The sequence below is a fragment of the Exiguobacterium sp. RM11 genome (genome assembly GCF_059821525.1).
The window spans coordinates 1,356,497-1,369,299 of the sequence record NZ_CM187558.1 but is presented as its reverse complement, the minus strand read 5'-3'; the positions used below and the strand labels follow the sequence as shown (position 1 = coordinate 1,369,299).

General features: G+C 48.1%; 12 protein-coding genes and 2 riboswitches. Of the genes, 4 read left to right on the top strand and 8 right to left on the bottom strand.

The genetic code is table 11. The features are described 5' to 3' along the window. Nucleotides 1-22 precede the first annotated feature (22 nt). From AC5LIL_RS07170 to AC5LIL_RS07150, 5 genes are all read right to left on the bottom strand, one after another. Nucleotides 23-685, bottom strand: coding sequence for a methionine ABC transporter permease (locus AC5LIL_RS07170; RefSeq protein WP_214782909.1), 663 nt, complete (start codon nt 683-685; stop codon nt 23-25). Continuing rightward, nucleotides 657-1,691: a methionine ABC transporter ATP-binding protein gene (locus AC5LIL_RS07165; RefSeq protein ID WP_214782906.1), complete on the bottom strand. Its 1,035-nt coding sequence runs from the start codon at nt 1,689-1,691 to the stop codon at nt 657-659. Before AC5LIL_RS07165 ends, AC5LIL_RS07170 begins: the two co-directional genes overlap by 29 nt. Nucleotides 1,692-1,702: 11 nt before the next feature. After that, a complete protein-coding gene (locus AC5LIL_RS07160) occupies nt 1,703-2,524 on the bottom strand; it encodes a MetQ/NlpA family ABC transporter substrate-binding protein (RefSeq protein WP_499825312.1) in 822 nt (273 codons plus the stop codon). 73 nt (nt 2,525-2,597) lie between these two features. Then, a riboswitch (SAM riboswitch) is annotated at nt 2,598-2,701 on the bottom strand. Nucleotides 2,702-2,742: 41 nt separating this feature from the next. Continuing rightward, nucleotides 2,743-3,759: an iron-containing alcohol dehydrogenase gene (locus tag AC5LIL_RS07155; RefSeq protein ID WP_214782901.1), complete on the bottom strand. Its 1,017-nt coding sequence runs from the start codon at nt 3,757-3,759 to the stop codon at nt 2,743-2,745. Further along, entirely contained in the window at nt 3,756-4,931 is a 1,176-nt protein-coding gene (locus AC5LIL_RS07150; RefSeq protein ID WP_214782898.1) for an aminotransferase class I/II-fold pyridoxal phosphate-dependent enzyme, read from the bottom strand. Before AC5LIL_RS07150 ends, AC5LIL_RS07155 begins: the two co-directional genes overlap by 4 nt. A gap of 78 nt (nt 4,932-5,009) precedes the next feature. Next, a riboswitch (SAM riboswitch) is annotated at nt 5,010-5,109 on the bottom strand. Between the two features lie 158 nt (nt 5,110-5,267). Here AC5LIL_RS07150 and AC5LIL_RS07145 point away from each other — a divergent pair. The 3 genes from AC5LIL_RS07145 to AC5LIL_RS07135 all read left to right on the top strand — a co-directional run bounded on the left by AC5LIL_RS07145 (nt 5,268) and on the right by AC5LIL_RS07135 (nt 9,521). Then, nucleotides 5,268-6,368: an AI-2E family transporter gene (locus AC5LIL_RS07145; protein ID WP_499825311.1), complete on the top strand. Its 1,101-nt coding sequence runs from the start codon at nt 5,268-5,270 to the stop codon at nt 6,366-6,368. A gap of 269 nt (nt 6,369-6,637) precedes the next feature. Beyond that, a complete protein-coding gene (locus tag AC5LIL_RS07140; protein WP_214782895.1) occupies nt 6,638-7,882 on the top strand; it encodes an MDR family MFS transporter in 1,245 nt (414 codons plus the stop codon). A gap of 145 nt (nt 7,883-8,027) precedes the next feature. Then, nucleotides 8,028-9,521: a peptide MFS transporter gene (locus AC5LIL_RS07135; protein WP_214782892.1), complete on the top strand. Its 1,494-nt coding sequence runs from the start codon at nt 8,028-8,030 to the stop codon at nt 9,519-9,521. A 42-nt stretch (nt 9,522-9,563) separates the two neighbouring features. Here AC5LIL_RS07135 and AC5LIL_RS07130 read toward each other — a convergent pair whose 3' ends face one another. Continuing rightward, nucleotides 9,564-10,859: a glutamine synthetase family protein gene (locus tag AC5LIL_RS07130; protein ID WP_214692487.1), complete on the bottom strand. Its 1,296-nt coding sequence runs from the start codon at nt 10,857-10,859 to the stop codon at nt 9,564-9,566. Nucleotides 10,860-11,048: 189 nt separating this feature from the next. Here AC5LIL_RS07130 and AC5LIL_RS07125 point away from each other — a divergent pair, with 189 nt between their 5' ends. Next, nucleotides 11,049-12,089 carry an SDR family oxidoreductase gene (locus AC5LIL_RS07125; RefSeq protein ID WP_214782889.1) on the top strand — a complete coding sequence of 347 codons (1,041 nt, stop codon included), beginning with the start codon at nt 11,049-11,051 and terminating at the stop codon, nt 12,087-12,089. A 27-nt stretch (nt 12,090-12,116) separates the two neighbouring features. Here AC5LIL_RS07125 and AC5LIL_RS07120 read toward each other — a convergent pair whose 3' ends face one another. Continuing rightward, nucleotides 12,117-12,437 carry a YflT domain-containing protein gene (locus tag AC5LIL_RS07120; protein ID WP_214782886.1) on the bottom strand — a complete coding sequence of 107 codons (321 nt, stop codon included), beginning with the start codon at nt 12,435-12,437 and terminating at the stop codon, nt 12,117-12,119. Between the two features lie 88 nt (nt 12,438-12,525). Then, nucleotides 12,526-12,744 carry a hypothetical protein gene (locus tag AC5LIL_RS07115; RefSeq protein WP_499825310.1) on the bottom strand — a complete coding sequence of 73 codons (219 nt, stop codon included), beginning with the start codon at nt 12,742-12,744 and terminating at the stop codon, nt 12,526-12,528. Nucleotides 12,745-12,803: the final 59 nt, after the last annotated feature.

Sequence of the window (12,803 nt, the reverse complement as noted above, 5' to 3'; positions counted from 1 at the left end):
GCCTTGGCGACACGATTCTTTTTTAGGCTCGTTTTAATCTAGCTGCCAATCGGATTCCGAATGACTGAATCGATTGAACAAGGAGGATAAGGACAAAAATCGTCACATACATGACTTCCGGTTCGAAACGAAGGTGTCCGTATTGATACGCGATATCTCCAAGCCCACCGGCTCCAACGAGACCTGCCATGGCTGTCGCACCAATCAACCCGATTGTCGCAATCGTCAATCCGAGAACGATGGAAGAACGTGCCTCACGGATGAGGACGTACCAGATAATCTTTCTCGTTGAGATGCCCATCGCCTCATACGCCTCGATGACCCCGCGGTCGACTTCAAGAAGAGCAGACTCCATGAGCCGTGCGATGTATGGGGCGGTGAAGACGATGAGTGGTAGAAGCACACCTTGGACACCAATCGTTGTACCCATGATGAAACGTGTGAACGGCAAGATGAAAAACAAGAGAATGATGAACGGAATCGAACGGATGACGTTGATGACGCTCGATAATCCACCGTACACGAACCGGTTCGCGAGACGCCCGTTCGGTCTCGTCAGTACAAGCAACGTCCCGAGCGGAAGTCCAATCAAGGTCGAGATGAGGAGCGCGATACTCGTCATCGTCAACGTTTGAATCGTCCCCGTCCAAATCAGGTCACCCCAGTCTGTCCAGAACTGTTGCATGGTTCGACACCTCCCTTACGTGTACGCCGCTCGTCTTCAAATAACGGACAGCAAGTTCTGTTTGATCGTGATCCCCGTCAAGGTGAACGAGCAGATTTCCGACAAGACCCGCTTTCAATTTCTTGATCCCGCCTCCGATGATGTTCGGTAAGATCCCGAATCGTTTCGTCAACTGCGCGAGCACAGCTTGCTCCGTTTGACTACCGATGAATGATAAATGAACGAGCGTGCCTCGCGTCTGTAATTCCGACACCACTTCTTCCGGAACATCGAGATTCGTCTTCAAGAACCGCTGCGTCGTTTCGTGTCTCGGGTTTGAGAAGACATCCAACACGTTGCCTTGTTCAATAATTTTCCCATGATCGATGACGGCGACTCGGTCACAGATTCGTTCAATCACTTCCATCTCATGCGTGATCAAGAAGATGGTCAATCCGAGTTCTCGGTTGATCTCGAGCAACAACTCTAAGATCGACTCGGTCGTCTCAGGGTCGAGCGCACTCGTCGACTCGTCGCTGAGGAGGATGTCCGGTTCATGGGCGAGCGCTCGCGCAATGGCGACACGCTGTTTTTGACCGCCTGATAATTGTTCCGGATAATGGTTCCGATGTTCAGATAAACCGACGATGTTGAGATAGCGGTCGACCCGTTCACGGATGACTTGCTTCCCGAGCCCTTCGAGGCGGAGCGGGATGGCGACATTCTCTTCGACGGTCGCGGTCTTTAATAGGTTGTAATGTTGAAAGATCATGCCGATTCGCTGACGTAAATTCGACAGACCTTTTTTCTTTAGCAGCGTGATGTCTTGTCCCTCAATCTCAACGACACCTGTCGTCGGGCGTTCTAATAGATTGATCATCCGGATAAGGGTACTCTTTCCGGCACCGCTTCGGCCGATGATGCCGAAGATCTCCCCTTTTTCGATTGTAAGGGAGACGTCGTCGAGCGCGGTGATCGTATCTCCATTGACGTGAAATTGCTTGGTGATTTGTTTCAGTTCAATCATCGAATCCCTCCTCAGAACGCTGGTACGACAGATCCACTGAATTCCTCTTCGATGAAGGCACGTACTTCATCCGAATGGTAGTAAGACTTCAACGTCTCAACGACCTCATCTTCTTTGTTGGCCGAACGGACAACCACATAGTTCGGATACGGGTTGTCGACCGTGTCCTCATGGAACAGGGCATCCTCGTTGATAGAGAGACCTGCACCCATCGCGAAGTTCGTATTGATGGCTGCAAGGGCCACTTCCGGAAGTTGTGTCGGGAGCTGTGACGCTTCGAGTTCGATGAATTCGAGATTGAGCGGGTTTTCCGCGATATCTCGTTTCGTCGCTTTATCCGTCAGACCTTCTTTTAGTGTGATCAGACCTGCTGTTTCATATAGTCGCAAGGCACGAAGTTCGTTTGCCGGATCGTTCGGGACGGCAACTTTATCTCCTTCTTTTAAATCCTTGATATCTGTCAACTTCTCAGAATAAAGACCCATCGGGAATGCGACCGTTTTGAATACGTCGTCAATTTTATACCCTTTGTCTGACTTTTGAAGTTCGAGGAACGATAACGTCTGGTAACTGTTTACATCAAGGCTTCCCTCGTCGAGTGCCGTGTTCGGTGTGTTGTAATCATTGAATACTTTGATATCGATCTCAAGACCGTCCTCTTTCGCGAGTTCTTGTACTTTCTCCGCAATTTGCTCGTGTGGGCCACCAGTCACGCCGATCGTCAGTTCTTCCGTGCTGAGCGTCTCGCTCGCCTCGGATTGTCCACACGCAGAAAGTGCGATTGCTGCAAGGAATGACGTGCCTGCCAAAAGTGTTTTTTGTTTGATGTTCATGAATAGTTCCTCCTCCAAATGAAAAGCCCGCTACTCACGAAGAGCGGCGGGCACGACAAGTGAAAGTCGGACACGCTCATCTCCCAGACGTCTCGTCTGTTGGAATTAGCACCATGATCATACTGATCTGGTTGCCGGGTTTCATCGGGCCAGTCCCTCCACCACTCTTGATAAGCAAACGGTTTTATTATTTTGTTATTATATTACTGATAAAAGCATTATTTGTAAACTACTTCTTGAAGATTGATGAGAATTTCTTTTAACTGCTCTGAATCTTGAAGATTCCGAATCCCTTGAATCGTGATTTCTTCGACGATCGAAGTGACCAATTCATCGACTTGATCAGGATGAATCCCAAGTTGGGTAAGTGAAGTTGGCGCATCGATGGATTGAAGCCAGTCCTCGAGCAGGAGGGTGTCATCGGATCGAATCAACCGTTCTTGAACAATCAATCCGAAGCCAACCTTGTCTCCGTGTAGCCAATGGTGGGTCGATCCAAAACGACTAAGTGCATTATGAACGGCGTGAGCGACAGCAACACGAGTGCCGGCATCCCCAAACCCACCAACCGCACCACCGATTGCGAGAACATGGTCGACGATATACCGAATGTCCTTACCGTAGCGACGGAAGTCCTGTTCGCGGATTGACAGGTCCATCAATTTACCGCACTGCGCAGCAAGTGATAACCCTGACTGAATCCCTGCATCCTTTGAAGTCGTCCCGCTAATATAACGAGCCTCGAACCACTTTGCGACCGTGTCGATGACGCCAGCCTTGAAATAGTCATAAGGCGAATCACGTAACAGTCGTTCATCTGCGATGACGCGTTCGATGACGACCGGAAACGTGTCATAGCGAATGTAAGACCCTTCCTCACTGTAGATGACGCTGAGTGGTGTGAAGGCTGCACAGTTTGATACGAGTGTCGGGACGACAATGAGCGGGACCGACTGGGTGAATGCAATCCGCTTCGCCGTATCGATCAATTTACCTCCGCCGACGGCAATCCATACGTCGGGTCGATAGGCATTCAAACGATTTATTTCTTCGTCTGTACATTCCCCGTTGAACTGTACACTCGGAAGATTTGCTAGACGAGGGAACACGCGAACCGCTTCACCGTATCCGTTCGATCCTTTCAAAACGAGTGCCTTCCGGTTTCCAATCAACGTATGAAGGTTCTCGAGCGCATCATGCGAATGGTCATATTCGAGCACGGCCTGACGAATCACAAATGTACCTCCTCATAGGCTGCAAACAGTCTCTCAATCCGTTCTACCGCTTCATCAATCTTCTGTTCAGACGATACGAGACCGAAACGGATGTGGTGCTCTCCCTCTGTTCCGAAGAAGTAGCCTGGTGTGACGGCGACTCCCGCCTCGTGGAGTAACTTTGTCGAGAACGATTTTGCATCCCCCTCAGGTACTTTCGCCCATACAAAGAACGAACCCTTCGGTGCCTCAATCTCCCACCCCGCCCGGCGTAACCCATTAATCAATCGGTTTCGTCTTGTTTCGTAAAGTGAGGCTAGGTCATCACGTAAGTCGCGCGGGGATTCTAACGCCACAATCGCTGCCTCTTGAATGGCTGAGAAGACAGACACGTGGACGTGATCTTGATACGTGTTGATGGCTTCAATAATATCGGCATTTCCGACCGCGAACGCGACACGCCACCCCGACATATTGAACGCCTTCGACATCGTGTATACTTCAATTCCAATTTCTTTCGCACCATCTGCCTGAAGAAAGCTCGGGGGAACATAACCGTCGAACCCAATGCTTCCATAAGCGAAATCGTGGACGACCATCACATCATGCTTCTTTGCAAACGCGACGGTCTCTTCAAAGAATGCCGGCGTCGCGACAGCCCCAGTCGGATTGCTCGGGTAGTTCAAATACATGAGCTTTGCGTGTGCCGGGTCGAGTGTTGAATAGTCCGGAAGAAAGCCGTGTTCCTCTTTTAACGTCAAATCGATGATTTCCGCACCTGCGAGCCTCGCTCCAGAGATGTAATCCGGATAACCCGGGTTCGGGAGTAAAATCCCGTCACCTGGTTCGAGAAGACATTGTGGGAGTGTGATCAAACCTGATTTACTACCAATCAAGATGGCGACTTCTCGTTCCGGGTCGAGTTCGACACCATATTCACGAGAGTAAAATGATGCGACCGCTTCTTTCAATCGGGTCTGTCCTCGAAATGGACCGTATTGGTGTGTGGTCGGGTCCGTGATGGCACGTTCGAGCGCCTCACAGATTGGAGCGGGTGTCGGTAAATCGGGTGTCCCTTGCCCGAGTCGGATGACGCTCTTTCCGCTTGCCTCTACCGCTGCGACCTCTTCTGCCAATCCGACGAAGTGTTGCGTCGGTAAAGATTTTAATAACTGTGAACGTCTGTCTGCCATGATTCTTCCTCCTGATACGAAAAAACACCCCTTTCTGAGGAAAGGGGTGCTCAATACAGACGTATGTAGTCAACCACCTTCCCATCTCTCAAGGTCACCTTGCTGGAATTAGCACAGTATTTTGCAATCTGTTGCTGAAGCTTCATCGGGCCAGTCCCTCCGCTTCTCTTGATAGAAAGTGTTATTCGCTATGTAATTTTTGTATGTCCCTAAGTTAACCAGACATTTCCAACGGTGTCAAACATTTTTTTCAAAGTGAACATCTATTGAATCCTTTTCAAAAAACATTCATAGTAAAAGAGTAGAAAAATTATATTTGTATGAGGGGATAGAGCATTGGAGCTTAATCGTCAACTTATTTGGAAACTCAGTGTGATCGGTCTGATTTTACTCGTCTTATGGCGGGTCATCAGTGAACAGGATACCATCTCACGTGTTTTGCAGTACACGTTTCAGTTACTGACCCCAATCATCATGGGGATTGCCATCGCTTTATTACTTAACACCGTACTCTCTTATATTGAAGAACGGTTCCATTTGAAGCGATATCAAGGTCTGCTCATCGTCTATATCACGTTTATCGGGATTTTAGCGATCTCGGTCGTCACGTTGTTCCCGCGGATCTACTCGAGTCTTTCATCACTCATCGAGGAGTTACCCGTCTACATCCGTCAAATCGATGCGTTCTTAGGTGATGTAAACAATTACTTGAAAGACTATAATGCGACGATCGCCCAGGCGATTGATTTTGCACGCTTCGAGGATCGTTATTCCGGATGGGTCGAGACGGCCGTCCTCTCTTCTGTCAGTTATGTCTCTAGTTTCACGATGACATTGATCAACTTCTTGATTGGGATTGTCATCTCCATCTATCTGTTAAAAGACAAAGAAGTCTTCGCTCGCATGTTCAAACGCCTTCTCTACGCGCTCTTACCAGTGGGCACTGCGAAGACGACAATCGATATCTTTCAGGAGATGGACTACATTTTTAAACGATACATCATCGGTAAATCACTCGATTGTCTGATCATCGGTGTTCTCGCTGTCATCGGACTCTTAATCATCGGGGCGCCATACGCGTTACTTCTTGGTGTCATCGTCGGGGTGCTCAATTTTATCCCATACGTCGGTCCGCTACTGGGGATGATCCCAGCGTTTATCATCACTTACTTCTATGATCCGTTCACCGCCGTATTGGTGCTCTTGTTCATCTTCTTGTTGCAGCAATTTGACGGGTTATGGCTCGGGCCGAAGATTTTGGGTGACAGCGTCGGAATCACTCCGTTTTGGGTCATCACATCGATTATCATCGGAGGAAGTCTATTCGGTCTCGTCGGCATGTTTGTGAGCGTTCCGATCACGGCGATGATTCAAGTCGTCTTGTCTAGACTGATTGATTATCGTTTGAATCGAAAAAATTTAAATGAATTACTCTAAATCCTCCCAATAATTTGTTGACACATTGATGAAATGTGTCATACAGTTGAAGAGAAGAACAACAATTAACAGAAAGGAGAGGTTCCCATGTCAGTAGTATCTTCGAAACCATTCATTCAAGTTCATACTGATTGGCAGGCACCTCTTCGATTGATTCATATCTAAGACGCCTGCCTAACTAGGCATGCATAAACAACGTGGGACGTCGTATGCCTTCATGCATATGACGTCCCTTTTGTGTCTAAAATTAAATAAAGCAGGTGACCTGTATGTTTCAATCACTCAAGCAACTCGACCGCAACATTTGGATACGTTTCTTAGGAGAAACGATCACGGGAATCATGATGTTCATGATTGCCCCATTCTTAGTCCTTTATTATAGTGACCAGTTAGACAGCTATCTTCAAGTCGGAATCATCATGGCGACGGGACCAATCATGGCGCTCCTCGGCTCGATGATTGGGGGACGGCTTGCTGATCTATACGGACGCAAACCAATCATGATGATCGCCATCGTTGGTGACGCGCTCGCCCTCATCGGTTTTGCGTTCGCCGACTCGTTTTGGCCGTTGCTCTTACTCAATGCCATGCTCGGCTTGACCAATTCATTGTTCCACCCCGCTGCCAGTGCAATGGTCGCTGATGTCACGGAACCCGAGCATATGAACGAGGCGTTCGGCCTCTTACGAATGGGGCATAACATCGGAGCCGCATTCGGACCGCTTCTCGGGAGTGCGGTACTGTTTATCGACAGGGAGCTCATTTTCTTTGCGGCTGCTTTCATCTTTGGATTATATGCCCTCGTGCTTGGGGCATTTATTCACGAGTCGTTGCCGGAGTTCACGGAAGATGAGACCCCGAGCAACCGTGAAGTGTTGCGCGTATTCTATAACGACCGCGTGTTTCTGATCTTTATCTTTGCGGGTATATTCATATCAATGGGGTTCTCGGTCGTCGAAAGTATGTTGCCGCTCTTTTTGAAAGAGTCGCTCCCGACGTATACGGATCAACAAAACCCATTCCCTTACCTGTTGGCACTTAACGGGATTCTCGTCGTTCTTTTCCAGTTCCCGATTGCATCGAAGCTTGGGAATAAGCCTTTTGGGAAAGTCATGTTTGCTGGAGCTACCGTATTCGGGATTGGGATGGTCTTGATTGCAATCGTCCCGAGAGCATTGTACGCTCTCGACGTTCCTTATCTCCCACTCGTCGGGATTTTACTCGCCGTCTACGCGTTTTACACGTTTGGTGAGATGATCATGTCTCCTGTCCAACAGACATTCATCGCCTTGATTGCGCCAGAGAACATGCGCGGTGCCTACAATGGTGCTGCGAGTGTCCAGTGGCTGATCGGCGGTGTGACGGCACCGATTATCGCGAGTGTCTTCTTCGATCATCGTGCCGGACATATCGCACTGATTTTGATCGGCGGCGCGAGTTGTCTGTCAGGTATTATTTACTGGCAACTCGGACGTCACGTTCAAGCGACAGAAGCAAAGCAAAAATCCGCGTAATCACTCATTGACCACACTCTCTGTTTTTTAGAAAGTGTGGTCTTTTCATTCTTTTCATTCTTATTAAAATTTGAAATTATCATTCAATTCACTTTACAATCATAATAATCCTTTTTATGATAAAACGGTTAAGGAGGGATCTTTCATGGAAAGGATCGATAAACAGACAATCGTGGACAGTGTTCCACAAAAAGGCTTCTTCGGACAACCGAAAGGGTTGTTCACCCTATTCTTCACGGAGTTTTGGGAACGTTTCTCGTACTATGGCATGCGGGCCATCCTCGTATTCTATATGTACTATGAGGTTTCTGAAGGTGGACTCGGACTCGACCGTAATGTCGCGCTGTCCATCATGTCCGTCTATGGTGCGCTCGTTTATATGTCAGGGGTCATTGGGGGATGGCTTGCGGACAGAGTATTCGGGACGTCACGTGCGGTCTTCTACGGTGGTGTGTTCATCATGCTCGGGCACATCGTCCTCTCGATTCCAGGTAGCGTCGTCTTCTTATTCATCTCCATGGCGTTGATTGTTATTGGTACAGGTTTATTGAAACCGAACGTATCAAGCATCGTAGGAGATATGTATAGCGAAACGGATCGCCGTCGCGACGCTGGATTCAGTATCTTCTACATGGGGATCAACTTGGGCGCGTTCATCTCACCGCTCATCGTTGGACAAGTTCAAAAAGACTACGGCTTCCATTGGGGCTTCGCCCTTGCAGCAATCGGGATGTTCGTCGGACTCGTCGTCTTCGTGTTGACACGTAAAACGAACCTTGGCCTTGCTGGTTCATATGTACCGAACCCGTTGTCTCCAGACGAGAAAAAGAAAACGATTCGCATCGTCAGTCTCGTCACGATCGGGATCGCCATTTTGCTCGCGATCTTGATTCCGCTCGGATGGTTCACGATCAACACGTTCATCTCGCTCGTCGGAGTGTTCGGGGTTGCGATTCCGACGATTTACTTTATCATTATGTACCGCAGTCCGAAGACGACAGAGGTCGAGCGTTCGCGCATCATCGCCTATATCCCGCTCTTCATCGCCTCCGTCATGTTCTGGGCGATTCAAGAGCAAGGGGCAACGATCCTTGCGAGTTATGCCGATACACGGACTGACCTTGAATTCTTCGGATTCACATTGTCACCAGCATGGTTCCAGTCGTTGAACCCGCTCTTCATCATTCTGCTCGCACCGGTATTCGCTTGGTTGTGGGTTCGCCTTGGTGACCGTGAGCCGAGTATCCCGACGAAATTCGCTTTCGGGATCTTGTTTGCAGGGATCAGTTTCTTGGTCATCCTACTCCCTGCTTACTTCAGCGGTCCGGATGCCCTCGTCAACCCACTCTGGCTCGTCTTGAGTTACTTTATCGTCGTGTTGGGCGAGTTGAGCTTGTCGCCGGTCGGTTTGTCGGCTACGACTAAACTTGCACCCGCTGCGTTCTCTGCTCAAACGATGTCACTCTGGTTCTTATCGAACGCTGCCGCGCAAGGGATCAATGCCCAGCTCGTCAAGTTCTACTCACCAGAGAATGAGATGCTCTATTTCGGAGTCATCGGCGGGGTCGCCATCATCTTAAGTTTGATTCTGTTCGCACTCGCACCAAAAATCAAAGTATATATGCGCGGAATCCATTAATCATCAAAAACGCCAGCCGATTCGATCGGCTGGCGTCATTTTTTATTTGCGTACTTGAATGAGTGACAAGTAGCGGTCAATCATATTGTGGTTAAAGTAATCATGGAAGTTGTCTTGTTTCAGCGATTGAATCGATTCATGGAATGTCGCAGGAAGAGATGCGATTCCTTGGCTTTCGATTTGTTTCGCTGAATACTCGAACAAGTCGTCCTCGTTCGGCTTAGACGGTTCGAGCTTCTGCTCGATTCCTTCTAAACCAGCGTAAATGAGGGCAGCAAGTGCCAAGTATGGGTTTGCACTCGGGTCAGGGTTTCGGACCTCTACTCGAGTCGCGCTTCCACGAGAAGCCGGGATTCGAATCATCGAACTACGGTTCGATGGACTCCAGCAAATGTTGACCGGTGCCTCGAATCCAGGAACGAGACGCTCATATGACTCAGGAAGCGGATTTGTAAAGATGGCCGTCGCACGGGCATGCTTTAAGATCCCTTCGATGAAATGACGAGCTGTTTGAGAGAGGCCATAATCGGCGTCAGCCTCGTCAAACGCGTTGCTTGTCGCTTTGCCTGCTTCGTCGTTCTTCCATACCGAGATGTTCAAATGCATCCCAGAACCGTTCACGTCACGCAACGGCTTCGGTAAGAACGAGACAGATGCCCCTTTTTCTTTCGCCGCGATCTTGACGATTTCTTTGAAAAACTGAATGTTATCTGCCGTATGGAGCGCATCGTCATATTTGATTCCGATTTCATGTTGTGCCGGAGCGACCTCATGGTGGACCGCTTCGATGTTGAATCCGACATTGCTCAAGCGATTTGCAATATGCTGACGTACTTCGTAACCTTTGTCTTCTGAACGAGTCGAGAAGTAACCCGCCTCATCATAAAACTCTCCATTTTCATCAAAGATGAAGAATTCTGGCTCTGCGCCGACGAAAACCGAGTAGCCATCGCGTGCAGCTCGCTCGAGTGCATCCTTCAACACATTACGTGGGTCGTATTCATATCGCTCACCCTCTGGTGTACAAACATCACAGAAGAACGCCAAAATACTCTCATCACCATCTTGCTCATAACGTGGACGATCTAAATCCGGTCTCAAGAATAAGTCGGAGTTTTTGATGGAAGAGAATCCGTTGATTGAAGAGCCATCAAACATTGTTTTTCCTTCAAAAACCTCTGGCAACAATTTTGCCGAAAGCGTCAAGAGTTTCAAATCACCGAGGACATCTGAAAAGTAGAGATGGATTTGGGTAATATTTTTCTCTTGTACCGTTTTCTCAATTTCTTGTTGCTTTTTTGCTACGTCATCCTTGTCTGTTCCGAATAGATTTGCCATGATTCTTAAAAACCTCACTTCAATGGATTTGACAGGCAAGCTGTCGTTACGCACCTTTCGTACGCTTCTCTATAGTTCATAACCGACTTCGTTTTTTTCTAAACATGAAATTTTGAAAGACGCAAAGTGGCTACATGACGGAAGACTTGATATGATGGATGCAGAATGTCACAGAGAGGGAGAACGCGATTGTATATTTTTATGACTGGTGGAACTGGATTTTTAGGAGGTCGACTCGCCAAAGAGTTGATTGAACGGGGGCATCGGATTTGCATGCTCGCCCGAACACCGGAAAAAGTAAATGCTCAGTTCACGGTGGAAGAAAGAAAATCAATCGATGTGTTGCCTGGCGATTTGACGGCACACGCACTCGGTGCTAATGAACAATTTATCGATTCACATAAAGGAAAAATCGATTTATTCCTACACATGGCAGCACTCGTCAAATTTGATGAAGAGTTACGCGATGAATTGTTTGAAACAAATGTAACGGGGACGAAAGAAGCTCTTCGATTAGCTAAGTTGATTGATGTTCCTCGGTTTTTCCATGTAAGTACCGCCTATACACTCGGGGCAAAAGAAGTCGGCGGCGAGACATTGTATGATGTATCCCAATCCTTTTTAAATCCATATGAAGAGAGTAAGGCACATGCCGAACAGGCTGTCTGGCAATCACGGGATGAACTCGACGTATCCATCTTCCGTCCAGCCATCATCGTTGGTGACTCTAAGACCGGAGAAGCGGATTCAAAGTTCACGATGTATGGCTATATGCGTGCACTCGAGCTGTTCAAACGGAAATTGGAGCGCCGCGGTCATGACTTTGAATCCATCCGTTTAATCGGATCGGCGACGGGTACCTCAAATCTTGTACCCGTCGATTATGTCGCGGACGTACTTCTGGCCGCTATCGAGCATGCGAAAGCGGGCACGATTTACAATGTCACGAATGATAAGCCACCGCACAATGAGATGATGCTTGACTATATGAAAGAGTCGCTCTCTTTCCCGCATTTGACGATCACGGAGACGCCATCGTCTACACTCAGCTCTGTCGAACAGTCATTTAACGACATGGTGAAAGTATTCAATCCTTATTTGAATCGAAACATCACCTTCCATGATGAAAACACAAAACAATTGTTAAAAGATGCGGGATTCTCTCCACTTCGACTTGACCAGCAGTCGTTGCGACGAATCGTGAATGCCTATTATCAAACAAAACACTAAAAAATGGACCGGGCTTCCGGTCCATTGTCATTTATCACAGACTAATACGATTTTTCCATCTTTGATTTCGCGCTCGAGTGAGTCGACCATCTCTTTCGTAAGACCGAGGCTTTCCATCTGTTCCATGCGATCTTCCGAGTTGCTCGTGAATTTCGAGAGCAACGATTCGAACATTCCCTTTTCCGGGATGCGGTACGGTTGGATACCAGCTTCCGCTGCCAGTCGAATCGTCAGTTCTTCATCTTTAGCAAACAAATAGATGTGTTCGTTCACACACCCACCTGAGACCATCTCGTTCACTTCATGGTCTACCGTTGTCATATCATTTACTACCCTTGTCTCTAACATGCCCCATCCTCCTAAACGTTCACAGTCATGGTTTTCACTGTTTTTGTTATTCCCGAAAAATGAGGTGGTAAACATAAATCGTCATCGGTTAATCATGAAAAGTCCATTCTTCCACATCAAAATGCTGCACGATCCCTTCAATGCGCTCACGTTCCCCTTCCATGGTGACACGACCCAATAATCGCGCGGTCACAACGAATTGATTCCCATCTTCTCGGATACGCGATATCCGGTAATCCGCCTGTTGCAATAAACCAGCGATGATCTCCAGCTTTTCTCTCTCGGATGACCGAAATGTATGGTTCATATTCATTCCCCCTCTGTATATATGCTACCATATCGTTTCATGATGTAGATGATATACTA

Coding starts and splice junctions, on each gene's coding strand:
- AC5LIL_RS07170 (WP_214782909.1), bottom strand. CDS start 685: ATGCAACAGTTCTGGACAGACTGGGGTGACCTGATTTGGACGGGGACG.
- AC5LIL_RS07165 (WP_214782906.1), bottom strand. CDS start 1,691: ATGATTGAACTGAAACAAATCACCAAGCAATTTCACGTCAATGGAGAT.
- AC5LIL_RS07160 (WP_499825312.1), bottom strand. CDS start 2,524: ATGAACATCAAACAAAAAACACTTTTGGCAGGCACGTCATTCCTTGCA.
- AC5LIL_RS07150 (WP_214782898.1), bottom strand. CDS start 4,931: ATGGCAGACAGACGTTCACAGTTATTAAAATCTTTACCGACGCAACAC.
- AC5LIL_RS07140 (WP_214782895.1), top strand. CDS start 6,638: ATGTTTCAATCACTCAAGCAACTCGACCGCAACATTTGGATACGTTTC.
- AC5LIL_RS07135 (WP_214782892.1), top strand. CDS start 8,028: ATGGAAAGGATCGATAAACAGACAATCGTGGACAGTGTTCCACAAAAA.
- AC5LIL_RS07130 (WP_214692487.1), bottom strand. CDS start 10,859: ATGGCAAATCTATTCGGAACAGACAAGGATGACGTAGCAAAAAAGCAA.
- AC5LIL_RS07120 (WP_214782886.1), bottom strand. CDS start 12,437: ATGTTAGAGACAAGGGTAGTAAATGATATGACAACGGTAGACCATGAA.
- AC5LIL_RS07115 (WP_499825310.1), bottom strand. CDS start 12,744: ATGAACCATACATTTCGGTCATCCGAGAGAGAAAAGCTGGAGATCATC.